This is a genomic window from Pseudotabrizicola sp. 4114 (assembly GCF_031457365.1).
Classification (GTDB): domain Bacteria; phylum Pseudomonadota; class Alphaproteobacteria; order Rhodobacterales; family Rhodobacteraceae; genus Pseudotabrizicola.
In genome coordinates this window covers 14,578-38,982 of sequence record NZ_JAVDWP010000005.1, presented here as the reverse complement: position 1 = coordinate 38,982, position 24,405 = coordinate 14,578, and the positions used below count along the sequence as shown (strand labels likewise).

Below are 24,405 nucleotides of genomic sequence, written 5' to 3'. Positions count from 1 at the left end.
CCAATTGGTCGGGAATTGTGAGCGTATGCCGCCCAAAGCGCAAGGGTCACAAAAGGGCGGTGGCGGGATCGCCCGGCAACGACACCTCCAGCAGCGCCAGATCTGGTGTCGGGTCAGCATAGCGGGTGGCAAGCCCCGGCGGAATGACAAAGGCATCGCCAGGCGACAAGCGGAACGGCGCTTTGCCCTCGCCTTCCAGCGTCATTTCGCCGGACATGACAAAGGTGAACAGAATATCCCCCGCATGCCGCGCCCAAGGCGCGGCAGAGCCGTCTGGCCGCAGCACCATGACGCTTGCCACGCCCTTGGTGTTGGCGTTGATCGTGGTGTCCCGCGCCACAAACCCCGGCAGGCGGCAGGGGGCAAACGCCCCCTCGGTGCCTTGGTTGAACACAAACCGCTGGCCTTGCCACTCGCGGTCGGGGCGCAGATGCGGGGTTGGCAGGGTCATGTCGTGGTCGATCTCGGTCACATGCTCGGCGGGCACGCCGATCTCGATCACCTCAATCCCGTCGCTGGCTTCCAGCACCCGGTGGCGGATTTCCGGCGGCTGGATAAAGCAGTCGCCCGCCTGCAGCCGGATCGGCCCGCCCTGATCTTCATAGACCACATCCACCCAGCCCTTGATGCAGAATATCAGCTGGAACCCGACCCGGTGGAAATGCACCATATCGGGCACCGGCCCCCCGTCGGGAATGCGGATGTGGCTGGCGATCATCGCCCCGCCCAACCGGCTGGGCACCAGATCGCGGTAGTGCATCCCGGCGCGGCCAATCACCCACGGGGCCTGATCGGCCAGACGGCGCACGACAAAGGCATGTTCGGTTTGCGGCAGAACCAGCGGTGGGTTCAGATCGTCAATCTCGATCCTCGTGCCATTCGGCGCGGTCAGGCTGCGCTGACCTCCGGCAAATCCATCGGGGTCTTCGGTCAGAATGCGCAGCGTGCCCGGTGGCTCGCTCGCCCCCTTCTGGATCCGCAGGCGCAAGCCATGGCCCGACAGCACCGCCACCTCCGGGTCATCGGCGGGATAGATCATATCCAGCCGCATCCCCAGCACCTTTGTAAAGAATGGCAGGTCATTCCGCAGCTCCTGTGTCGGCAGACGGATTTCGGCGCGCGTCTCTGGCATGGATTTCCCCGGGTTTTGCGGCCATGCTGGGGCGCAGGCAAAAAATTTGCAAGCCACAGCGGCAGCGTTCGCGCTATCACCCGGTTGGCGGATCAAAATAAATGGTTTAAGGCTAAACCAAATTTTTCGGGAGGCGAAAATGGAAGAAGTGCGTCAGGACAACGCCCGTCAGGCGGCGCTGGATTATCACGAGTTTCCCAAGCCAGGAAAGCTGGAGATCCGCGCGACCAAGCCGCTGGCCAATGGCCGCGACCTGTCCCGCGCCTATTCCCCCGGCGTGGCCGAAGCCTGCCTTGAGATCAAGGCCGACCCGTCCACCGCGTCACGCTACACCTCGCGCGGGAACCTTGTGGCCGTGGTGTCGAACGGCACAGCGGTGCTGGGCCTTGGAAACATTGGCGCTTTGGCCTCCAAGCCGGTGATGGAGGGCAAGGCGGTCCTGTTCAAAAAATTCGCCAACATCGACTGTTTCGACATCGAGGTGAACGAGTCAGATCCCGAAAAGCTGGCCGATATCGTTTGCGCGCTGGAGCCGACCTTTGGCGCGATCAACCTCGAAGACATCAAGGCCCCCGATTGTTTCATCGTTGAACGGTTGTGCCGTGAGCGGATGAGTATTCCGGTATTCCACGACGACCAGCACGGCACCGCCATCGTGGTGGGGGCAGCGGCCACCAATGCCATGATTATTGCCGGCAAGAGCTTTGATCAGATCAGGATCGTCTCGACCGGGGGTGGCGCTGCGGGAATCGCCTGTCTTGAGATGCTGGTCAAGCTGGGCGTGCGGCGCGAGAACATCTGGCTCTGCGATCTCGAAGGTCTGGTCTACAACGGCCGCACGGCCCAGATGACCCCGCAGAAAGAAGCTTTTGCCCAAGGCACCAGCCCTGCCACGCTCGGCGATGTGATCGCAGGGGCCGACATGTTCCTCGGCCTCTCCGGCCCCGGTGTGCTGACCCAGGACATGGTGGCCCGGATGGCCCCCAACCCGATCATCTTTGCCCTTGCCAACCCGAACCCGGAAATCCAGCCTGACCTCGCGCGCGCGGTGGCCCCCGGGGCGATCATCGCCACGGGGCGGTCTGATTTTCCCAATCAGGTCAACAACGTGCTGTGCTTTCCGTTCATCTTCCGCGGCGCGCTGGATGTGGGGGCGACCACGATCAACGACGAGATGAAGATCGCCTGCATCGAAGGAATCGCTGCCCTTGCCCGCGCCACCACCAGCGCCGAGGCGGCGGCGGCCTATACCGGCGAGAAGATGTCGTTCGGCGCGGATTACCTGATCCCCAAGCCTTTTGACCCGCGCCTGATGGGCGTGGTCGCCAGTGCCGTGGCCCGCGCCGCGATGGAAACCGGCGTGGCCACCCGCCCGCTGGAAAACCTTGACGCCTACAAAACCAAACTCGACGGCTCGGTCTTCAAATCCGCCATGCTGATGCGCCCGGTGTTCGAAGCGGCGCGGCAGGCCGAGCGCACCATCGTCTTTGCCGAGGGCGAGGATGAACGGGTGCTGCGCACCGCCAATGCGATGCTGGAGGAAACCACCGACCGGCCGATCCTGATCGGCCGCCCCGAAGTGGTCGAGGCCCGGTGCGAGCGCGCCGGTCTGCCGATCCGGCCGGGCAAGGATTTCCATCTGGTGAACCCGGAAAACGACCCCCGCTACCGCGATTACTGGGGCACCTATGCCGAGCTGATGGCGCGGCGCGGCGTGTCGCCCGATATTGCCCGCGCGATCATGCGGACCAACACCACCGCGATTGCGGCGGTGACGGTGCATCGCGGCGAGGCAGACAGCATGATCTGCGGCACCTTCGGGCAGTATCTGTGGCATCTGGGCTATGTCCGTCAGGTGCTGGCGCGCGGCGGGTTGCAGCCGGTGGGGGCGCTGTCGATGATGATCCTCGAAGACGGGCCGCTGTTTATCGCCGACACCCATGTCAATGCCGAACCCAGCCCCGAGCAGATCATGCAGACCGTGCTGGGGGCCGCGCGCCATGTGCGGCGGTTTGGGCTGAAGCCCAAGGTGGCGCTGTGCACGCAAAGCCAGTTCGGGAACATGGAGAATGAAAAGGCGCAGCGGATGCGGGCGGCGCTGGAACTCCTGGACGCGCGCGAGCCGGACTTTGCCTATGAGGGCGAGATGAACGTAGACTCGGCGCTGGATCAGGCCCTGCGCGACCGTCTGCTGCCGGGCAGCCGGTTCGACGGCGCGGCCAACGTGCTGGTCTTTGCCAGCGCCGATGCCGCCTCGGGCGTGCGCAACATCCTGAAAATGAAGGCCGGCGGGCTGGAGGTCGGCCCGATCCTGATGGGGATGGGCAACAAGGCCCATATCGTGACCCCATCAATCACGGCGCGTGGCTTGCTGAACGTCTCCGCCATTGCAGGCACGCCGGTGGCGCATTACGGGTAAGGCGGCTTCCCCCTGTGTTACAGCAGGGGGAAGTGTTTTGAATCAACGGGTTGACCTACTTCAATTTACGTTTCCTTAACCTTTGAGCGGCAGAAGACGCCGATCAAAGGGCCTCACCGCCCTATTCGCTGCGGTTCGATGTGATGAGAGCATAGGCATGCGGCACCAAGGTCGTCAGCGGCACTTTGCCGTGTCTGCTGTGTGGATAAAATCACCATCGGCAGTGTGCGTCCGAATGGCCGATGCGGGTAAACTGGCCTTGCCCTATGCCCTGTTTTCAAAGCCCAAGCTAAAAGGCGCGTCCCTGTTTCGGCGTTTTCTGGAGCAAACAGCCGAGCACTGCGTCCGAGCAACACCAAAGCAAATAGATCATTCGCATGGGGGAAGAGTAACCTGCCCAAAGGGCATGTCCCCGGAATGCGAAATCAGATATTTGGCGTTTCTTTTGTGATGAAATGCCAAGTGTCGACCTTGGCGCCCCAATACCGCCGGACGCGCCTGCAACGCCTTGTGTTCAATATCCGACAATTCGGGCAGTATCATCAAAACTTCATCCCGCGCTTCCTTTGACAAACTCTTCATTGCCTGAGGGCCAGCGTAAAGGCTTTCCGTCTGGACACCGTTCGCAAAAACACTCTCGTGTTGGTCACACAAGAAGTGGTAATATGTCACGTCGTCATATTCATTGACCACATCAATCCCGTCAATTGAAACCAGCTGCTTTGCCGCGACTAAAACCTCTTTCTCGCCAAACATTTTTTGTACGATCTTTGAATTGATGAGGACGCGGTGTTGTGGGGATACGATCAAGTCGAATACTGGCCTACCACCACCCAATGCGCCCGCTTGAATGCGAATGGGGCGTAAAGACGGCGCTTGAACCAGTTCGCCCGCAGTCAAATGGCGCGAACCGATCCATCTGATGACTTGTGGGCCATGGTCGACCGTCAGAATCATGTCACCCTGTTTCAGGTCTTCAATCGCAACGTGCTCGCCGTGGCCAGTCAATATCTGTGTTCCAGCGGCAAAACAGATGGTCAAACTGGAATATGCAACGCTTGGTGAGCCGGCCGCATACGAAATGGAGTAAGTGACGGCGGGATCAATTGGTCCGTCTGCCACAAAGCCAATGACACTGTTGCTTAGTCCAAAAAGCCCCGCAGACGTAAAGGCGTATATGTTGACCGTGTCGCCAGTGACCGGGTGGGTGAGCCTATAGGAGTATTCCGGCTCGCTTGATCCCGACAGGTTAAACAGGCTGCCCGAGAAGGACGAAGTTTGTCCTCCAATTCCAAGAAGACCGGTATCGCCGTCATTAAACTCTGGATCATTATCGTCTACGACAACTTTCTCACCGTCCAATGCGCCAAATCTTACGGTACCACCAACGCCCGTGTTTCCAAGCGCCGAATTGGGAAACAGAGACCCGGGACCTGTATAAGAGGTGACGCTACTCAACTTGAAAAGATACATCTCATAGGCGGCCATGACGTTTTCTTCCATCTGATAGGGTGCGGGAGGCGGCTTGACTTTCGCTCTCTCATACAACGCAACGCTGCCAACTTGATAATTCTATGCTTCGGTCCACATAGCAGCCCACAAGGTCCAGACCGCGCGACGACATTTCCCACTGCCGTGCCTATCCGATTTATGGGATATTTCTTAAAAATCTGTTGAATGTAGAAAGACCAAGTTGCCAGATAATGCCTTTGCCAAGCGACATGGTCGTGCTGGAAACTCGCGTTGATCAATTGCGTCATAAGTGGATTCTTTCGACGGCAGCCCAAGACAAGGGTTCAGGGTTCTTCATACGAAGCCGGCATCTGGGTTTATAGCAGCATCTGTCAAAACGGGCTCTCACCTGACAGTTGCTCCCCTGCGCCGCATGGCTCTGCTTGCCGAGAACGCCCCCGAAGCAATGAACCGCCAGCTGCCAGATTCGCAGCAGCAGCGAGTCAACTTTGCAAACCACTCCCAAATCTTCCGTATTCTTCCCAAACCCAGACACTTTGCAAAAATTTGCACCCCAAAACCCGCCATTTCTGCAAACATTATGTCGCAGTCACCTTATGTCCGGCGGTAACATCGTTGCGCGATCCGGCAGCGATGCCGTAACACTCACGCCAGCGTTGGGAGGAGGCGCGAAGGATGGGATATTCCGACATCTATGCAAAATGGCAGGCCGACCCTGAGGGGTTCTGGATGGATGCGGCGGGGGCCATCGACTGGACCCGCAAGCCCTCCCGCGCGCTGAACGACGACCGCGCGCCGCTGTATGAGTGGTTTACCGAGGCAACCGTCAACACCTGCTGGAATGCGGTGGACCGGCATGTGCTGGCCGGGCGCGGCAAGCAGCCTGCCATCATCCATGACAGCCCGGTGACCGGCACCAAACATGTGATCACCTATGCCGAGCTGTTGGACCGGGTGTCGCGGCTGGCCGGGGCGCTGAAGGCCCATGGCGTGACCAAGGGCGACCGGGTGATCATCTATATGCCGATGGTGCCCGAAGCGCTGGAGGCGATGCTGGCCTGCGCCCGGCTGGGCGCGATCCATTCGGTGGTCTTTGGCGGTTTTGCCGCCGCCGAACTGGCGGTCAGGATTGATGATTGCAAACCCAAAGCGATCATCGCGGCCAGCTGCGGGGTCGAACCCACGCGCGTGGTGCATTACAAGCCGCTGCTGGACGGCGCGATTGAAATGGCCAGCCACAAGCCCGAATTCTGCGTGATCTTGCAGCGCGAGCAGGAAGTGGCGAAGCTGATCGACGGGCGCGATCTGGCGTGGCACACCTTCCAATACGGCGTCGAGCCTGCCGCATGTGTGCCGGTCGAGGGCAACCACCCGGCCTATATCCTCTATACCTCCGGCACCACCGGCGCGCCCAAGGGCGTGGTGCGCCCCACGGCAGGGCATCTGGTGGCGCTGAACTGGACCATGCGGGCGATCTACAATTGCGGCGTGGGCGATGTGTTCTGGGCGGCGTCAGATGTGGGCTGGGTCGTCGGGCACAGCTATATCTGCTACGCGCCGCTGATTGCGGGCTGCACCACGGTGGTGTTCGAGGGCAAGCCGGTGGGCACGCCGGATGCGGGCACGTTCTGGCGGGTGATCGAAGATCACAAGGTCAAGACGTTCTTTACCGCCCCCACCGCGCTGCGCGCGATCAAGCGCGATGACCCCGAGGGTCTGTTGATGAAGGATTACGACACCTCCAGCATGCAGGCGTTGTTTCTGGCAGGGGAGCGGGCCGACCCCGATACCGTGCTTTGGGCCGGGCGGCATCTGAATGTGCCGGTGATCGACCACTGGTGGCAGACCGAGACCGGATTTGCCATTGCCGCCAACCCCTTGGGCCTTGGGCTGTTGCCGATGAAGATCGGCAGCCCCTCGGTTGCGATGCCCGGCTTTGACGTGCGGGTGCTGGATGAGGGCGGGCATGAGGTGTCGCCCGGAACGCTGGGTGCCATCGCGATCAAGCTGCCGCTGCCGCCCGGAACCTTGCCGACGCTGTGGAATGCCGAAGACCGGTTCGTGAAATCCTACCTCACGCATTTCCCCGGCTATTACGAGACCGGGGATGCGGGCTATGTCGATGACAGCGGCTATCTCTACATCATGGCGCGCACCGATGATGTGATCAACGTGGCCGGGCACCGGCTGAGCACCGGCGCGATGGAAGAGGTGCTGGCCGGGCACAAGGATGTGGCCGAATGCGCAGTGATCGGGGTGGCGGATGCGCTGAAAGGCCAGTCGCCGCTGGGGTTCCTGTGCCTGAACAAAGGGGTGGACCGTGCCGCCGCCGATGTGGTGGCCGAATGCGTGCGGCTGATGCGCGACAAGATCGGCCCGGTGGCCGATTTCAAACGCGCGGTGGTGGTGGAGCGGTTGCCCAAGACTCGGTCGGGCAAGATTTTGCGCGCGACCATGGTGAACATCGCCGATGGCAAGCCATGGAAGATGCCCGCCACCATTGATGATCCGGCGATTCTGGACGAGATTACGGCGGTGTTGCAGGGGATTGGTCTGGCAAAGGGATGACTCTTTCGGGTGCGCTGGGGAACCAGCTGTGGCGCGACGGAGCTTGTGCCGTGAAAGCCATTGGACTGGCGCATTCGTTAAGATAGACTCGCGTTATGGTTGACCCTTTTGCCGTGCCCCTTCCCGATCCCACACCGCAGCTTCGGGCTTTGCGCGCCGCGCTGACCCGTCTTGCCGGATGCGCGCTGCCCGGTCCGGCGCGGGTGGCGCTGGCCGAGGCGCAGATGGCGCTGTCAGCGCTGGAAAGCCTGCACAGCGGCACAGTGGACCGCAGCGTGTTTGACGCGCTGATGGCGATGGCTGGGCCCGAGGTCGCGCCCGAACTGGTGGCGCAGATGGCGGCGGATCTGCGGGCGGTGCGGGTGGCGCTGGCTGTGGCGCTGGACGGGATGGACTGGGCCGGGATCAGGTCGCAGACCCATGTGCTGGTGGCCCTGGCCGGATCGGCGGGCGCGCGCGGGCTGGAGCAGGGATCGCAAGCGCTGAACCTGGCCGCGCATGAGACGGATGCGCTCCGGGTGCGGGCGCTGGGGCCGGGAATACTGACCGGACTGGACGGGCTGATCCGGTTTGTCGAAGCGGCGGGCAGCGGCGGGGCAGCCGTAAAATGACCGGGCCCGCGCCCTCACCCTTGCTGCTGATCGAGGATACGCCGTCGTTGCAGATGGTTTACCGCTCGGTGCTGCAAACGGCGGGGCATACGGTGCAGGCGGCCTCGAACGCGGCCGAGGGGATGCGCCTGTTTCAGGACAGCGGCGCGGTGACGGTGCTTCTCGATCTGATGCTGCCGGACCGCGACGGGCTGGCGGTGATGCGCGAGATGCTGGCGCTGCGGCCAGAAACGCGGGTGATCGTGATCACCGCCAATGCCAGCATCAACCGCGCGGTCGAGGCGATGCGGGCCGGCGCGCATGATTTTCTGGTCAAACCGTTCGACGAGGCACGGTTTCTGGGGGCGGTGGCAAATGCCACCGGCACGACCGGGGCTTTGCCCAAACCGGCGGCAAAACGGACGGTGACGGCGGAACCAGACGCGGTGGCCGAGGTGTTCATCGGCTCTTCCGCCGCGATGCGCCGGGTGCAGGGCACGATCCGCTCAGTCGCGGGGTCGATGGCAACGGTGTTCATCACCGGCGAAAGCGGCACCGGCAAAGAGCTGTGCGCGCTGGCCGTGCATGCGGGCAGTCCGCGCGCGAACGGACCGTTCATCGCACTGAACTGCGGCGCGATCCCGCAGGACCTGCTGGAATCCGAAGTGTTCGGCCATATGAAGGGCAGTTTCACCGGCGCGATTTCCGACAAACCGGGGGCGGCGGCGGCGGCAGATGGCGGCACGCTGTTTCTGGACGAGATCTGCGAAATGGCCCCGGCCTTGCAGACCAAGCTGCTCAGGTTCCTGCAAACCTCAACGGTGCAGCCGGTGGGGGCGGTGCGGCCGCGCAAGGTGAATGTGCGCATCGTCTGCGCCACCAACCGCGACCCGGCCGAGGCGGTGCGCCGGGGCGAATTCCGCGAGGATCTGTATTACCGGCTGTTCGTGGTGCCGGTCCACATGCCCGCGCTGCGGGACCGGGGCAATGATGTGGTAGAGATTGCCGAAATCGCGCTCGACCGCTTTGCCCGTGAAGAGGGGCGGCGGTTTGACGGGTTCGACCCCGAGGTGCTGGATCTGTTCCGCAGGCTCAGCTGGCCCGGAAACGTGCGGCAGGTGCTGAACGTGATCCGCAACATCGTGGTGCTGCATCCGGGCGGGCGGGTCACGCTGGCCATGCTGCCCGACTCGTTGCAGCGCGAAGGGCCGGTGACCAGTGCTGCGGCCAAACCCGATGTTACCGACGGTCTGAACAGCCTGATCGGGCGCAGCATGGCCGAGATCGAGCGGCTGGTGATCGAGGAAACCATCGCCCGCAACGGCGGATCGGTGCCAAAGGCGGCGCGGGTGCTGGAACTGTCACCTTCAACAATTTATCGCAAGCTGGAAGGCTGGGGCCTGAAACCGCAGCTCTGATCAGGCAGACCTCAGCGGCCCGGTCCGGTTGCGTCAGGCGAATTGCTCGACCAGCAGACGCTCTTCCAGACCATGGCCCGGATCGAACAGGACACGGTGGCAGATCGTGGGGTCAGAGCGGATTTCGACTGAAATCACATCGCGCACCGACCGGCCATCGGCATCGGCCATCACCGGGCGCTTTTCGGCATCCCGCACCTCGATCCGCACCACAGCGGTTTTCGGTAGCAACGCCCCGCGCCAGCGGCGGGGGCGAAACGCCGCAACAGCCGTCAGCGCCAGCACATCGGAACCGATCGGCAGGATCGGACCATGGGCGGAATAGTTATAGGCGGTTGACCCGGCGGGCGTGCACAGCAAAGCGCCGTCACAGACCAGCTCTTCCAGCCGCAGCTTGCCATCGACATAGATCGCGAGCTTCGCCGCCTGTGGCCCGGCCCGCAGCATCGACACCTCGTTGATCGCCAAAGCCTCGACCACGCGGCCACCGGCAGTGGTGGCGCGCATGTGCAGCGGGTTGATCACGGTTTCTTCGGCCAGCGCCAGCCGCTCGGCCAGCCCGTCCGCCTCGAACCCGTTCATCAGAAACCCGACGGTGCCGCAGTTCATGCCGTAAACCGGCAGCCCCGCGCTTTGGGTATCATGCAGGGTTTGCAGCATGAACCCGTCGCCCCCAAGGGCCACCACCACCGTGGCCCGCCCCAGCGGCGTCTGGCCATGCCGCGCCGTCAGCTCGGACAAGGCCAGCTGGGCGGCGGGGGTGGCACTGGCGCGAAAGGCAATTCCGGATGTGGGCAAAGCGGTTCTCCCTTGCGCACAGTCTTGACGGTCCGGGGGCGGGAACTCAAGCCCGCTGAGCACCCGACGGGAAAAGAGGGTGCCAGACACGGCAAGCAGACGGGCGCAGGGGCGATATTGAAAGGTGCTCTTAAAAGTGCTATCTATAGCACCCTGACAGGCATTATTCACAGGAGCATGCCATGGCTCATTCCATCTTTGCCAGCGTGACCGCCAGTGTCACCGAACTCAAGCGTAACCCGATGGGGACCATGGCGGCAGGCAATGGCGCGGCAGTCGCGATCCTGAACCGCAATGAGCCCGCATTTTACTGTGTTCCGGCGGAGGAGTATGAGGCGATGCTGACCCTGATCGAGGACGCAGAACTGAACGCCATCGCAGACGCACGGGCCAACAGCCGGGAAATTCAGGTCTCGCTGGATGACCTATAACCTTCGGTTCCGCGAGGAAGCCTTGAAGGAATGGAAAGGGTTGGGCCCGACAATCCGTGACCAGTTCAGGAAAAAGCTGGCCGAGCGGCTCGAAAACCCGCATGTGCCTGCGGCAAAGCTGCACGGGTCCACGAACAGGTACAAGATCAAGCTGCGATCTGTCGGGTACCGGCTGGTGTATGAGGTCAGGGATGCCGATCTGATCGTCAGCGTGATTGCCGTTGGCAAGCGCGAAAGGAACGCGGTCTATCGCGATGCGTCCCAGCGGGCGTGAACTGCGGGTGTGAACTGCGGGTGCAACCAGCGACAGTCCTCCACAGGCCGGATGCAGTCGGTATCCTTGCCCGCACAAGCGACCTTGCGTCACCTTAGGACAGGCAAATTTCGCCCCCATCCGGGGATGCGTCGTTTTCCTCCCTTCCCCGAAGGCGGTGCTTGGTCTAAATGGGCGCTATCCCGACCCCCGGATCTGGCAGGAGACGCCCATGAACGCCCCGCACCGTGACAACGGCTTTTTCACCGAAACTCTGGCCTCACGCGACCCCGAGCTGTTTGGCTCGATCACGCAAGAGCTGGGCCGTCAGCGCCATGAGATCGAACTGATCGCCAGCGAAAATATCGTGAGCCGCGCCGTGATGGAGGCGCAAGGCTCGGTCATGACCAACAAATATGCCGAAGGCTATCCGGGCAAGCGCTATTACGGCGGCTGCCAATATGTCGATATTGCCGAAAATCTGGCGATTGACCGCGCGCGGCAGCTGTTTGGCTGTGACTTCGCCAATGTGCAGCCGAACTCCGGCAGCCAGGCCAATCAGGGGGTGTTTCAGGCGCTGTTGAAGCCGGGCGACACGATTCTGGGGATGTCGCTGGATGCTGGCGGCCACCTGACCCATGGCGCGGCACCCAACCAGTCGGGCAAGTGGTTCAACGCCGTCCAATACGGCGTGCGCAAGCAGGACCTCTTGCTGGACTACGACCAACTGGCGGAGCTGGCGGCAGAGCACAAGCCGAAGATGATCATCGCCGGTGGCTCGGCCATTCCGCGCATCATCGACTTTGCCCGGATGCGCGAGATTGCAGATTCCATCGGGGCCTATCTGCTGGTCGACATGGCGCATTTCGCCGGGCTGGTGGCGGCGGGTCTGTACCCTTCGCCCTTCCCCCACGCGCATGTGGCGACCACGACCACCCACAAGACCCTGCGCGGTCCGCGTGGCGGGATGATCCTGACCAATGACGAAGCGCTGTCGAAAAAGATCAACTCGGCAATCTTCCCCGGCATTCAGGGCGGGCCGCTGATGCATGTGATCGCGGCGAAAGCGGTGGCATTCGGCGAAGCGCTGCGGCCGGAGTTCAAGACCTATCAGGCGCAGGTGATCAAGAACGCGCAGGCGCTGGCGGATCAGCTGATGCAGGGCGGTCTGGATATCGTGACCGGCGGCACCGACAGCCATCTGATGCTGGTGGACCTGCGGCCCAAGGGCGTAAAGGGCAATGCGACCGAAAAGGCTTTGGGCCGGGCGCATATCACCTGCAACAAGAACGGCATCCCGTTTGATACCGAAAAGCCGACCATCACCAGCGGCGTCCGCCTGGGCACGCCAGCCGGCACCACGCGCGGCTTTGGGACCGAAGAGTTCCGCCAGATCGGGCGCTGGATCACCGAAGTGGTCGACGGGCTGGCCGCCAATGGCGAAGACGGCAATGCGGCGGTGGAAGAGCGGGTGAAAGCCGAGGTCGAAGCGCTGTGCAAACGGTTCCCGATTTACCCGGAGCTGTAAGACTTGTGACTTTGCAACATTGATGGGTATAGGGCGCGGGATAATTCCCGCGCCCTTTCACTTTCGGAACAACGCATGATTGAAACGAAAAGCACCCGCACTCTGGCCACTCGCACTCTGGAACGCCGGCTTGGCGACTGGGCGCGGCGGCGGTTGCCGTTTGCACTGGCCGAACTGGTGATGTTCGTGCTGAAACAGGGGTGGGCCTGTCTGTTTGGCGGGCTGTTGCTGATTGCGATCATCGGCACAAAGATGATCTGGCAGCCGGACTGGCCGCTGCACCGCTATGACGCGCTGTTCCTGTTTGCCATCGCCACGCAGGCGGCATTCCTGTGGCTGCGGCTGGAGACATGGGAAGAGGCGCGGGTGATCGCGCTGTTTCACCTGACCGGCACCGCGATGGAATGGTTCAAGGTGCATGCCGGATCCTGGGCCTATCCCGAGCCGGGGCTGTTCATGGTGATGGGCGTGCCGCTGTTTTCGGGGTTCATGTATGCATCCGTCGGCAGCTACATGGCCCGCGTCATCCGCATTTTCGACATGCGCTTTGCGCCCTATCCGCCATTCTGGGCCACAATGGTTCTGGGCATAGCGATCTACATCAACTTTTTCGCCCATCACTTCCTGCCCGACATCCGGCTGGCGCTGTTTGCCGCCACGCTGATCCTGTTTGCCCGCACCCGGATCTGGTTCCGCATCTCTGACCGCGACTGGTGGATGCCACTGCCGGTGGCGGCGTTCCTGTCCAGCGTGGCGCTGTGGGTGGCGGAAAACGTCGGCACCGCGACCGGCACATGGCTCTATTCCGGGCAGATGCCGGGGCAATGGGTCAGCTTTGCCAAGCTGGGGTCGTGGTATCTGCTGCTCTATGTGGCCTTTGTCACCGTCACCGTCGTGGTGCGGTCGGCGCTGCACCGCACCCCGCTGACAGCGCAGGCCGGGTCAGATCCGGCCCTGCAACCGCTGCACCAGCAGCACAACGCCACCCACCAGCAATAGCCCCAGAACCACCGTTGCGGCAATGCGCGCAACCGAACGCATCAGGGCAGAGCCTGCGCGCTGCGCTGACAGATGGCGCAGGCAAATGTCATAGCAGGCGGCAACGCGGGTCTGGTCGATCTGAACCAGCAGCTTGGGGTTTTTCGACTTCTCGGCGAGATCGGCCAATTCCCTTGCCGCCGCCCGCACCCCGCGCGGCAACGCCCCCCGGCCCCGCCGCAGCTTTTCCGACAGGCCAGTGCCACGGATGCCAAGACGCTCTTCCATCAGACCGGCAACCCGGTCGGCCATTTGCTGAATTGTGACTGCGCTCATGACCCTTACCCTTTTGGCGAACACTAGGCGCGCGCGGCAAAATCCTCAACTGCTCTGGCACGGATGGTGAACTGGCGGTAAAGAGGTGGCATGCTTGCCACGATCCATCACCCCGCCGCCACCGCCTCGGATGCTCTTCCGCTGGTCATTGCCCATGGTCTCTATGGCTCGGCCCGCAACTGGGGGGTGATCGCGCGGCGACTGGCAGATGTGCGCGACGTGGTGGCGGTGGATATGCGCAACCACGGTGACAGCCCGCATGTGGCCGATCATGGCTACCCCGAGATGGCGGCGGATCTGGCCGAAGTCATCGCCACGCTGGGCGGCCGGGTCGATCTGATGGGCCATTCGATGGGCGGCAAGGCGGCGATGCAGCTGGCCCTGACCGATGGCGCGCGGGTGCGGCGGCTGGTGGTGGCCGACATTGCCCCTGTGACTTACCGTCACGACCAGTCGCAATATGCTCAGGCCATGCAGGCGCTGGACCTGACCGGCATCACCACGCGCGGCGAGGCTGACCGGCGGCTGGCGGAAACGATAGAAGACCCCAGCCTGCGGGCATTCTTTCTGCAATCGCTGGACCTGAAGGCAGCGGGCGGGCCCCGCTGGCGGCTGAACCTCGATGTGCTGGCGGCCGAGATGAGCAAGATCGTCGGCTGGCCCGGAACCCTGGGCCAGTTCGACGGCCCCGCGCTGTTTCTGACCGGGGCCGACAGCCATTACGTCAAGCCGGAATACCGCGACACCATCCGCGCGCTGTTTCCCGCCGCGCGCTTTGCCAAGATCCCCGACACCGGGCATTGGCTGCACGCCGAAAAGCCGCGTGAATTTGAAGAAACGGTGCGCGTGTTCCTGACCGCCTGAGCGCTTCGGATCACTCCAGTTGTCGGGCGATGTACCAGCTGACCGGGATCGCGGCCAGAAATCCGACCGCCGCCCCGATCAGGATCGGCTGCAAGGTATCATTGCCCGTGGTCAGGGCCACGATCACCCCGATCCCCATCAGAGAGGTGGAGATGATCGAAAAAAGTACTGCCATCAGCCGGGTCATCGCTGTCTCCATTCCTTGCGCGTTTTCAGAAGTATAGCAGGGGCAGACCGGCCCGGCCTTGACCGAGATCAAGCCGCTCAGTGGTCTGCGCGCGCAGGCGAACGGAACCTGACGCCCCCGGCCGGGTTGGTGCAGCGGGGCGGCATGGGGCGCGGGGCAAGCATTTGCCCCGCGTGGCCAGCCGTGGCCTGATCCATATGTCCGGGGACATCTTTTGCCATGAAGCTTTTTCAGTGCCAATGCTGTGGCCAGATCCTGTATTTTGAAAACACCGTCTGCCTGCAGTGCGGCAGCATGCTCGGCTATCTGCCAGACGAAGACCGCATGATCGCCGTCGCGCCCGATGGGCCGGTCTGGCATGCTCTGCCCGGCACGCAGGGAATGGACGCAGCGGCGCCAGACCCCGGCCCCTTGCGGTTTTGCCGCAACTGGGAGCGCAGCGCCTGCAACTGGATGCACCGCAGCGCCGAGGGCGATGGCACCGGCACGGCGGGCTATTGTCTGGCCTGCCAGCACAACCGCACCGTGCCCGACCTGTCAACGCCGGACCATGTGGCGCTGTGGACCCGGATCGAGGCGGCCAAGCGGCGGCTGGTCTATTCGATCCTGCGCCTGAACCTGCCACGCCCCCTGCCCGACTCGGGCCACCCTGAACCCCTGGTGTTCGACTTTCTGGCCGATGATCCGGGCAGCCCAGACCCGGTGCTGACCGGCCATTCCGATGGGGTGATCACCATCGCGCTGATCGAGGCCGATGACGCCGCCCGCGAAGAACGCCGCAGCCAGATGGGCGAGGCCTATCGCACCCTCTTGGGCCATTTCCGGCATGAGGTCGGGCATTATTACTGGGATATTCTGGTGCGCGACAATCCCGCAGCACTAGAGGCGTATCGCGCCCTGTTCGGTGACGAACGCGCCGATTATGCCGAAGCGATGCAGCACCATTACGAATCCGGCGCGCCCGAAGGCTGGGAAAACCGCTTTGTCTCGGCCTATGCCACGATGCACCCCTGGGAAGACTGGGCGGAAACCTGGGCGCACTATCTGCACATGGTCGATACGCTGGAAACGGCGTCAGCGCTGGGTCTGCGGGTGGATGCGGGCAGCACATTGGCGGCACATGTCGAGTCTGACCCTTACCGCACTTCGACTGCGGCAGAGCTGATCGGCACCTGGGTGCCGCTCACGCTGGCGCTGAACAGCCTGAACCGGTCGATGGGGCAGGCCGATCTCTACCCGTTCTCGCTGCCCGCCGATGTGCAGACCAAGCTGCGCTTCGTGCATGATCTGGTGTCGCACTGCGGGGGCACGGAACCAAAGACCGCCTCACCCGTTTGATCCGGGCGGCATGGTGCCGGCAGGAGCTTTCCCCCCATGCGTGAACCGATCTGTGTGCTGGCCAATGCCGGGTCAGGGCGGAAATCCGGCGCGCGGATCGCGCAGCTGACCGAACCGCTGCGCGCGGCAGGGCTCAAGCACGAGGTGCGGCTGATCCGCAAGGGCGCGCTGATCCCCGCAGCGGCACAAGAGGCGCGGGCCGATGGCTTTGCCACCGTGATCGCGGCGGGCGGCGATGGCACAATCTGCAGTGTCGCGACCGAGCTTGCGGGGTCAGGCATCGCGCTTGGCATCCTGCCACTCGGCACCTTCAACTTTTTCGCCCGCTCTCTGGGGCTGGAAAACAACCCCGAAGCCGCGATGGCGCAGCTTCTGGCCGGGTCCGAGATTCCGGTGGCGGCGGGTGAGGTCAACGGCAAGCTGTTTCTCAACAACGCCAGCCTTGGGCTCTACCCGGCCCTGCTGGAACGGCGCGAGGCGGCCTATGCCAAATGGGGCCGGTCGCGCTGGGCGGCCTATTGGTCGGGGTTGCGGGTTCTGGCAACCTATAACCGCCCCAGCCGGATGACCCTGACCGTTGACGGCGTGGTGCAGGTCAGGCACTCGCCGATGGTGTTCATCGCGCAGAATGCCTATCAGCTGGAGGAATACGGCATGCAAGAAGGCGTCGATCTGATCCGGGCGGGCAAGCTGGCAATCTATATCGCGCCCGAATTGCGGCGCTGGCAGCTTCTGGGCTTTGCCCTGCGCATCGCGGTGCGGATGGCACGACCCTACCGCGACTTTACCCTGATCGGCGCAAGCGCGGTGGAGATTGAGACCCGCGCGCGTCGCCGCACCATCGCGCGCGATGGTGAGCGTGAGAAAATGGCCGCCCCCTTTGCCTTTCGCCGCCTGCCCGATGTGCTGACGGTGATCGTGCCGGTGGCGGTGGCCGCCTAGATGGGGCGTCTGCTGCACCTGTCAGACCTGCACTTCGGCACCGACCGCGCCGGTCTGGTGGCCCCGCTGGTCGCGCTGGCGCAGCGCTTGCAGCCCGATGTGGTGGTGATCTCCGGTGATCTGACCCAGCGCGCCCTGCCCGCGCAATGGGCGGCGGCGGCAGAGCTGATTGCGGCGCTGCCCGCGCCGGTGCTCTGCGTGCCGGGCAATCATGACGTGCCGCTCTATAACCCATTGGCCCGGCTGCTCTGGCCGTTCCGGGGCTATCGCAAGGCGGTGGCAAAGGTGCTGGAGCCGGTGGCGGACGCGGGCGATCTGCTGGTGGTCGGCATCAACACGACCGACCCTTACGTCTGGCAACGCGGCACGCTGCGCCCCGCCTCGCTGCGCCACGTGGCGCAGGTCTTCGCCCGCGCCCGCCCCGGCCAGCTGCGCGTGGTGGCCCTGCACCACCCGCTGACCACGCCCCCCGCGACCGGCAAAACCCCGATGCGCGGGGCCGATGCCGGGGCAGAGGCTCTGGCCCGCGCCGGAGCCGATGTGATCCTCAGCGGCCACCTCCACCTCTGGGCCGCCGCCCCCTTCGCCCTGCACAAAGGCGCGCGGTCCATGCTCTGCGTGCAGGCCGGCACCACCCTGTCCTCCCGCCTGCGCGGCGAGGACAACGACCTGAACGTAATCGACTTCGATCAGGGTCTGGTCACGGTAACCCGCTGGCGCACGGTGGGGGATGCGCTGGAGTACACGCCGGATGATGTGACGCGGTATCAGCAGGATAGCGCGGATGTGGGGTGGGGGAGAGAGGGGGAATAGGCACATTTTGCACGCGGTCGCTTTGAGTCCAGATCGACCAATGCTGCATGATGCAGGAATGTCTGCTATCATTCGCGAGCCAGAACCATTGAACAAACGCTTGGATTTTGAGCGGTGTTTGCGGCAGCGTCAATCGAGGTAGTTGCTTCACGTTCAAAAAACGAGCGCTTTAGAACTTTTTTAAAGTAGCATGTCTTCGATTATTTTCAAGGTGTCGATTTAAATATCAGAGCGGCAAATAAAAAGTTTAACGTACCATCACGCTTGTCGCCCCCCCAAATTTCGCCTTGTTTCCATATGACATAGCTTATATTGTGGAGGTATCAATCAACTGCGCCTCAACCCACACGGCAGTTAAGTTATGCTCGACACACCACAGTACTTTTCTACTCTCTCATGGCTTGGAACTCCCGTGCACCTCGGCAGTGGGAGCGTCATTACGCGGCCACTTCCGTTAAAGATGAAAGACGCAAGGGGCAGCTGGCCATATCAGTCCCCACCCAATCCTGAAATGATCAAGGAAATCAAGAGCACCAAAGTTGCAATAAACCTGACTGTCGTCATTCGACCTGATGCTCCTGTTTCAGATATTCGGTCACTAGATCGCGATACTTCAGGAATTCTGAGGCCACTGAAGGATCACCTATGTCATCGAGCATCACTGCCTCCGGCCTGGGACTATTATTCCCTCCGTACCCGCCAGAGAATTGCGCGCGCTGAAAAGGTTTTTACCGTGCAGAAAGAGATTTTTTGTGCAAGGCACATGATCATTGCCGACTGGCAAGATCAACTGCGCGACTATCGCCAAATCCCTCTTCAGTCCTCACCAAACAGGACACATTTCAAAGACCTTGCCAGTGCAGAGTTTCGCCTCTCAAAAAGGCTCGGTTGCATCACGTTGAGACGGAACGACAGCAATTCACTTTGTGGAATTTTCATTGCCTTGCAAGATAGCCAAACGGGAACCTGGCACGCGCATTCATCGCTTGGAAATGAACAGGCCCGCGCCAACTTTGGCATGTATCTTTTATTTGATAGGGCGCTTCGTTATCTGCGTGATGCAGATGTCTGGCTGGGTGGTGCTCCCGGGGGGAACAATGGCGCAGGGGTCTTCAATTTCAAGCGGCGCTTTGCCAACAGTAGCGCATTTGCACATATTCTGTCCCTTGATCTAGCCCCCGCTCTTTTGCGAAGATTGCGGAAAAAGACCGGAATATTCCCTTACTATCCAGACTACCGAAATCCAGAAAGTGAGAAGCTGCATTGCTGACCTGGAATCGTCACAACACAGGTGAAAGATATCAATGCGTTCCGAAACACTCAAGATAAATTTTGACCCTTGCACGCCTTGGGGGTCAAAAGAGCATTATTTTCATTTTCTACACGGTTATCTTTTACCAGGATTGCATTTGGCAATTTCCGGTGGGTATCAAAATATCCAGTTTGAGGATTGCGGTCCTGTTATGCAGCCAAAAATCCTTGAGGCGTGCAAGCTCCTGTCCTTAACATATATTCCGCCTATGATGCCGACGCAGGGAGACATGGTCAAAGCACCGCGATGGGACAGAATTCTGTTGCATTTCGATGCCCCGCCACCTTCTGAAGCCGTCATATCAGCATTTAGGGAAACGAGCGCGCTGGTGGTTCACAGACTTTTCACCGCATCGGAACGTGCTTTGCGTCAGGCTGGCATCCGACCGCCTGCGGAGCGGAACGGAGTGATCATCTTCCAACGGTCCGCCGATCACCCTTTTTACCATTCAGATCAAATGTCAAAGTCTGCACGATATGGCAAAGGCCGTCGGAGCCTTCTTAACGCGGAAGACTTGACCGCTGCGATCAGAAAAATTGGGTTCAATGCGCATCTGATTGACTTCGGAGTAATTAGTTTAGCCGAACAGATTGTAGCCTCCTACCATGCTGACGCAATCATTGGCATCCGTGGTGCAGAGTTTGCAAATACGATCTGGATGCGGCCAAATACTCAGGCGATTATGTTCGGACCGCCATGCGTTGAAAACAATGCTACGCGTATTCTGGCCAAATCGGCCAAAGTCTTATTTTCATTCATAAAAGTCGCCAAAGCACATGTAGTATTGCAGAAAGATGAAATGGAGCGCGTGAATTACATTCTTAAAAACAAGGTTGACACATAGGTGAGCAACTAATTTTGGTTCTTCTATCCTTCATCGTGCACCTCAAAATTATTTAAATTATTATAATAAATTGGCTCTATTTTGCAATTATAATTAAAATAAAGGTTTTGAAGGCTGGAGAACTAAAGCCAAACTATCAAAATCTGCTGCCTTCACAGAAATGCTTTCCAAAAACGACGGATTGATGAACGGTTCGCCAAACCGGACATTGGCGCTTGTGCAGAGATGGTCTGAATAGTCCCGCATAGCTGACATTCGGATCAGCCCCTCCTCACCCCTTCCCCACATTCCCCTCCACAAACCCCACAATCTCCGCCGCCGGTCTTGCCCCGGCCAACCGCCCGACTTCCCTCCCCCGGTGATACAGGATCAGCGCCGGGATGCCGCGGATGCCGGCGCGTTGCGAGATGGTGGGGTGATCTTCGGTGTTCAGCTTCGCCAGCCGGGCGTGGGGCGACAGCGCCTTGGCGGCTTTGGCGAATTCCGGGGCCATCATCCGGCAGGGGCCGCACCATGGCGCCCAGTAATCGACCAGGAGCGGCAGGTCGTCATTCCGGGTGGCCTTGTCGTGGCTGGCGGCGTCCAGCTCGGCCACCTTGTCCGACACCAGCACATCGCCGCAGCTGCCGCATTTCGGGCGGTCGCCAGCGCGGGTGGCGGGGATGCGGTTGATCTGGCCGCAGGTGGTGCAGGTCAGTTTCAGGCTGTCTTTGGTCGTCGCATTGGTGGTCATGATCCCCTCATATTCGGTATCCAGAATATATTGAGGGTCAGCGCGCGGCGTGCAAGGGGGTCACAACAAATCCTCCTCCTCCCCCGTCACATCCACCCCCATCGCCTCCAGCCCGGCCTCAAGGTTCTCCGCCAGATGCGGCATGCCGGTCAGGTAGTCGGCGGTGGGCGTGGTGGCCTGGGTATAGGCGGTGGTCAGCGCTTCGGCGTAATCTTCCGGCTCGAACGCCCCGCGCCCGACCCAGGCGATGGCGGTCAGGTGCGCCTTTTCGTCCTCATTCAGGTTCTCGATAAAGGCATAAAGCTCGGCGGCGGCAACCGGGCCTTCGCGGTGCTGAAAGATGATCTGAACAACTTTGGACGTGCTGATGTCTGGCATGGTCATTCCCCCTGTCCCATGCTGCGCCCATAGGGGCGCATGTGCAAGTCCGGGCACCAGACCCCGGCCGGAAAACCGGGGTGACCGCGCGCCTGTCACGCAGGCGCGCGCGTCATGCTGTTTGCCATACGTCAGGCATATGCGGGCCGGACGCCCGTCATACGCCGCTCACTCCGCCGCTTCGGCGTAGCTTTCGACCGGCGGGCAGGTGCAGATCAGGTTGCGGTCGCCGTACACATTGTCCACGCGACCCACCGGCGGCCAGTATTTATCGACCCGGAACGCGCCGGGCGGAAAGCATCCGGCCTCGCGGCTGTACTTGCGGTCCCACTCGGCCACAAGGTCGTTGACCGTGTGCGGCGCGTGGCGCAAGGGGCTGTCTTCGCTGGATATTTCGCCATTCTCCACCGCGCGGATTTCGTCGCGGATCGCCAGAAGGGCGGTGATGAAGCGGTCAATCTCGGCCTTGGTTTCCGACTCGGTCGGCTCCACCATCAGCGTGCCCGATACCGGCCAGCTCATCGTCGGAGCATGAAAACCGTTGTCAATCAAGCGCTTGGCGATGTCATCGACGGTGACGCCCACATCAGCAAAGGCGCGGGTATCAAGGATGCACTCATGCGCCACCCGGCCCTTGTTGCCCATGAACAGGATCGGGTAGCTGCCCGCCAGCCGCGCCGCGATGTAATTGGCGTTCAGGATCGCCACACGCGTCGCCTGCGTCAGCCCATCGCCGCCCATCATGAGGCAATAAGCCCACGAAATCAGCAGGATAGAGGCAGAGCCATAGGGGGCCGCCGACACCGGCCCCTCTTCTCCCCCGGTCTCATTATGCCCCGGCAGAAACGGCGCCAGATGCGCGCCGACCCCGATCGGCCCCATGCCCGGCCCGCCGCCGCCATGCGGGATGGCAAAGGTCTTGTGCAGGTTCAGGTGGCTGACATCGCCGCCGATCTTGCCCGGTTTGACCAGCCCGACCAGCGCGTTCATATTCGCGCCGTCGATATAGACCTGCCCGCCGTGATCATGGGTGATCTTGCACACCTCGCGCACGGTTTCCTCAAAGACGCCGTGGGTGGAGGGGTAGGTGATCATACAGGCCGACAGCCGGTCGCCTGCGGCCTGCGCCTTGGCCCGGAAATCCTCGACATCAATATCGCCGTTGGGGGCGGTTTTCACCACCACCACCTGCATGCCGGCCATCTGCGCGCTTGCCGGGTTGGTGCCATGCGCCGAGGTGGGGATCAGGCAGACCGTGCGCTGCGTGTCACCACGCGACCTGTGATAGGCCTGAATGGTCAACAGCCCGGCATATTCGCCCTGCGCGCCGGAATTGGGCTGCATCGACATCGCGTCATAGCCGGTGATCTCGCACAGTTTGGACGACAGATCGTCAATCGCCTCCTTGTACCCAAGTGCCTGATCTGCCGGGGCAAAAGGGTGCAGCGAGCCGAACTCCGGCCAGGTGATCGGCATCATCTCTGCCGCTGCGTTCAGCTTCATCGTGCAGGAGCCGAGCGGGATCATCGCGCGGTCCAGCGCCAGATCACGGTCGGACAGGCGGCGCATGTAGCGCATCATTTCCGACTCGGCCCGGTTCATGTGGAACACCGGGTGGGTCAGATAGTCGGTCGTGCGCACCATGGCTTCGGGGAAGCCCAGTTGTGCGCGGTGCGGCGGGGCCCCTTCGATGCCAAAGGCGCGCAGGATGCGGGCCAGCACCCGTTCATCCGTGGTCTCATCCAGCGCGATGCCCACACGATCGGTGCCGATCTTGCGGAAGTTCAGCCCCTCGTGCCGGGCGGCGGCGAGGATGCCGGTCTGGCCCACGCCCACCTCGACCGTGATGGTGTCAAAGAAGGCGGCGGGCGAGACCTTGGCCCCGGCGGCTTGCAGTGCGCGGGCCAGACGATTGGTCAGGAAATGCACGCGTTCGGCAATGGCGCGCAGGCCAAGCGGGCCGTGAAATACGGCATACATGCTGGCCATGACCGCCAGCAACGCCTGCGCGGTGCAGACGTTGGACGTGGCCTTTTCGCGGCGGATGTGCTGCTCGCGGGTTTGCAGCGACAGCCGGTAGGCCTTGTTCCCGCGCGAGTCGATGGACACGCCGACGATACGCCCCGGCATCGAGCGTTTCAGATCATCGCGGCAGGACATGAAGGCGGCATGCGGGCCGCCATAGCCCATCGGCACGCCAAAGCGCTGCGCCGAGCCGACGGCAATGTCGGCCCCCATCGCGCCCGGTTCTTTCAGCATGCACAGCGCCAGCAGATCGGTCGCCACGATGGCCAAGGCTTTGGCGTCGTGCAAAGCGGCAATCTGGTCGGTGAAATCGGTGACATGGCCATAGGTGCCGGGATATTGGAAGATCGCCGCAAAAACCGCCGCCGGGTCCAGCTTTGCCGGGTCGCCGATGATCACCTCGATCCCCAGCGGGGCGGCGCGGGTCTGGATCACGCCAATGGTCTGCGGATGGCAGTTGCGGTCGACAAAGAACGCCTTGGCCTTTGACTTGGCGCTGCGTTCGGCCATGGTCATCGCCTCTGCCGCCGCCGTTGCCTCGTCCAGCAGGGAGGCGTTGGCGACCGGCAGGCCGGTCAGATCGGCCACCATGGTCTGGTAATTCAGCAAAGCCTCCAGCCGGCCCTGTGCGATTTCGGGCTGATAGGGGGTATAGGCGGTGTACCACGCCGGGTTTTCCAGAATGTTGCGCTGAATGGCCGGGGGCGTCACCGTGCCGTAATAGCCCTGCCCGATCAGGCTGGTCATCACCGTGTTGCGCTTGCCGACCTGACGCATCTTGTCCAGCAGCTCATGCTCGGCCAGCGGGGCCCAGCTCAGCGGGGTGTTCTGGCGGATCGATTGTGGCACGGTTTCGTCAATCAACGCGTCCAGAGTGGGCACGCCCACCACCTGCAACATCGCCTCCATCTCGGCGGGAGACGGGCCGATGTGGCGGCGGTTGGCGAAATCATACGGATTATAGGCGACGGGGGTATAGGTCATGGCTTGCCTGCGATGTCAGCGCGCGGGCGGGCGCGTGGCTGCGCCCGCCGTCTGTTCTCAA

The 24,405-nt window shown here is 62.1% G+C and carries 22 protein-coding genes; 14 read left to right on the top strand and 8 right to left on the bottom strand.

From position 1 onward, the window contains the following. Positions 1-46: 46 nt before the first annotated feature. The gene (locus J2X53_RS12855) at positions 47-1,132 is read right to left on the bottom strand and encodes a cupin domain-containing protein (protein WP_349037897.1); all 1,086 of its coding nucleotides are present in this window, start codon (positions 1,130-1,132) and stop codon (positions 47-49) included. Between the two features lie 139 nt (positions 1,133-1,271). Here J2X53_RS12855 and J2X53_RS12850 point away from each other — a divergent pair, with 139 nt between their 5' ends. Next, positions 1,272-3,551, top strand: a complete 2,280-nt coding sequence (locus tag J2X53_RS12850) for an NADP-dependent malic enzyme (protein WP_349037896.1) — start codon at positions 1,272-1,274, stop codon at positions 3,549-3,551. 369 nt (positions 3,552-3,920) lie between these two features. Here the strand turns inward: J2X53_RS12850 and J2X53_RS12845 are convergent, their stop codons facing one another. After that, entirely contained in the window at positions 3,921-5,039 is a 1,119-nt protein-coding gene (locus tag J2X53_RS12845) for a Hint domain-containing protein (RefSeq protein ID WP_349037895.1), read from the bottom strand. A gap of 660 nt (positions 5,040-5,699) precedes the next feature. Between J2X53_RS12845 and J2X53_RS12840 the strand changes: the two genes are divergently transcribed. The 3 genes from J2X53_RS12840 (at position 5,700) to J2X53_RS12830 (ending at position 9,600) form a co-directional block, all read left to right on the top strand. Then, a complete protein-coding gene (locus J2X53_RS12840) occupies positions 5,700-7,592 on the top strand; it encodes a propionyl-CoA synthetase (protein WP_349037894.1) in 1,893 nt (630 codons plus the stop codon). A 95-nt stretch (positions 7,593-7,687) separates the two neighbouring features. Further along, complete coding sequence (locus J2X53_RS12835; RefSeq protein ID WP_349037893.1) at positions 7,688-8,203, top strand: hypothetical protein; 516 nt, start codon at positions 7,688-7,690, stop codon at positions 8,201-8,203. Next, positions 8,200-9,600, top strand: coding sequence for a sigma-54 dependent transcriptional regulator (locus J2X53_RS12830; RefSeq protein WP_349037892.1), 1,401 nt, complete (start codon positions 8,200-8,202; stop codon positions 9,598-9,600). Before J2X53_RS12835 ends, J2X53_RS12830 begins: the two co-directional genes overlap by 4 nt. 33 nt (positions 9,601-9,633) lie before the next feature. On the opposite strand, the gene J2X53_RS12825 is transcribed toward J2X53_RS12830, so the two are convergent. Continuing rightward, entirely contained in the window at positions 9,634-10,398 is a 765-nt protein-coding gene (locus J2X53_RS12825) for an NAD kinase (protein WP_349037891.1), read from the bottom strand. A gap of 182 nt (positions 10,399-10,580) precedes the next feature. On the opposite strand from J2X53_RS12825, the gene J2X53_RS12820 reads away from it, so the two are divergent. From J2X53_RS12820 to J2X53_RS12805, 4 genes are all read left to right on the top strand, one after another. After that, positions 10,581-10,829 (top strand): antitoxin, encoded by a 249-nt coding sequence (locus J2X53_RS12820; protein ID WP_349037890.1) that lies wholly within the window; start codon positions 10,581-10,583, stop codon positions 10,827-10,829. Then, the gene (locus J2X53_RS12815; protein WP_349037889.1) at positions 10,819-11,103 is read left to right on the top strand and encodes a type II toxin-antitoxin system RelE/ParE family toxin; all 285 of its coding nucleotides are present in this window, start codon (positions 10,819-10,821) and stop codon (positions 11,101-11,103) included. Before J2X53_RS12820 ends, J2X53_RS12815 begins: the two co-directional genes overlap by 11 nt. 211 nt (positions 11,104-11,314) lie before the next feature. Further along, complete coding sequence (glyA, locus tag J2X53_RS12810) at positions 11,315-12,610, top strand: serine hydroxymethyltransferase (protein ID WP_349037888.1); 1,296 nt, start codon at positions 11,315-11,317, stop codon at positions 12,608-12,610. 75 nt (positions 12,611-12,685) lie between these two features. Further along, entirely contained in the window at positions 12,686-13,609 is a 924-nt protein-coding gene (locus J2X53_RS12805; protein WP_349037887.1) for a DUF817 domain-containing protein, read from the top strand. On the opposite strand, the gene J2X53_RS12800 is transcribed toward J2X53_RS12805, so the two are convergent. Beyond that, on the bottom strand, positions 13,553-13,924 hold the full coding sequence (locus J2X53_RS12800) for a hypothetical protein (protein ID WP_349037886.1): 372 nt from the start codon (positions 13,922-13,924) through the stop codon (positions 13,553-13,555). The genes J2X53_RS12805 and J2X53_RS12800 overlap by 57 nt on opposite strands. A 90-nt stretch (positions 13,925-14,014) precedes the next feature. Between J2X53_RS12800 and J2X53_RS12795 the strand changes: the two genes are divergently transcribed. Further along, positions 14,015-14,788 carry an alpha/beta fold hydrolase gene (locus J2X53_RS12795; RefSeq protein ID WP_349037885.1) on the top strand — a complete coding sequence of 258 codons (774 nt, stop codon included), beginning with the start codon at positions 14,015-14,017 and terminating at the stop codon, positions 14,786-14,788. Between the two features lie 10 nt (positions 14,789-14,798). On the opposite strand, the gene J2X53_RS12790 is transcribed toward J2X53_RS12795, so the two are convergent. After that, on the bottom strand, positions 14,799-14,975 hold the full coding sequence (locus J2X53_RS12790; protein WP_349038195.1) for a CTP synthetase: 177 nt from the start codon (positions 14,973-14,975) through the stop codon (positions 14,799-14,801). Positions 14,976-15,194: 219 nt separating this feature from the next. Between J2X53_RS12790 and J2X53_RS12785 the strand changes: the two genes are divergently transcribed. From J2X53_RS12785 to J2X53_RS12765, 5 genes are all read left to right on the top strand, one after another. Further along, entirely contained in the window at positions 15,195-16,313 is a 1,119-nt protein-coding gene (locus tag J2X53_RS12785; RefSeq protein WP_349037884.1) for a putative zinc-binding metallopeptidase, read from the top strand. 36 nt (positions 16,314-16,349) lie between these two features. After that, positions 16,350-17,255, top strand: a complete 906-nt coding sequence (locus tag J2X53_RS12780; RefSeq protein ID WP_349037883.1) for a diacylglycerol kinase family protein — start codon at positions 16,350-16,352, stop codon at positions 17,253-17,255. Continuing rightward, positions 17,256-18,068, top strand: coding sequence for a metallophosphoesterase (locus J2X53_RS12775; RefSeq protein WP_349037882.1), 813 nt, complete (start codon positions 17,256-17,258; stop codon positions 18,066-18,068). A gap of 511 nt (positions 18,069-18,579) precedes the next feature. Further along, complete coding sequence (locus J2X53_RS12770) at positions 18,580-19,338, top strand: hypothetical protein (protein WP_349037881.1); 759 nt, start codon at positions 18,580-18,582, stop codon at positions 19,336-19,338. A gap of 34 nt (positions 19,339-19,372) precedes the next feature. Further along, entirely contained in the window at positions 19,373-20,224 is an 852-nt protein-coding gene (locus J2X53_RS12765) for a glycosyltransferase family 61 protein (RefSeq protein ID WP_349037880.1), read from the top strand. Between the two features lie 271 nt (positions 20,225-20,495). Here the strand turns inward: J2X53_RS12765 and J2X53_RS12760 are convergent, their stop codons facing one another. From J2X53_RS12760 to gcvP, 3 genes are all read right to left on the bottom strand, one after another. Continuing rightward, the gene (locus tag J2X53_RS12760; protein ID WP_349037879.1) at positions 20,496-20,957 is read right to left on the bottom strand and encodes a thioredoxin domain-containing protein; all 462 of its coding nucleotides are present in this window, start codon (positions 20,955-20,957) and stop codon (positions 20,496-20,498) included. A gap of 60 nt (positions 20,958-21,017) precedes the next feature. Next, positions 21,018-21,335, bottom strand: coding sequence for a DUF3775 domain-containing protein (locus J2X53_RS12755; RefSeq protein ID WP_349037878.1), 318 nt, complete (start codon positions 21,333-21,335; stop codon positions 21,018-21,020). Between the two features lie 168 nt (positions 21,336-21,503). Then, on the bottom strand, positions 21,504-24,344 hold the full coding sequence (gene gcvP / locus J2X53_RS12750) for an aminomethyl-transferring glycine dehydrogenase (RefSeq protein WP_349037877.1): 2,841 nt from the start codon (positions 24,342-24,344) through the stop codon (positions 21,504-21,506). Between the last annotated feature and the right edge of the window lie 61 nt (positions 24,345-24,405).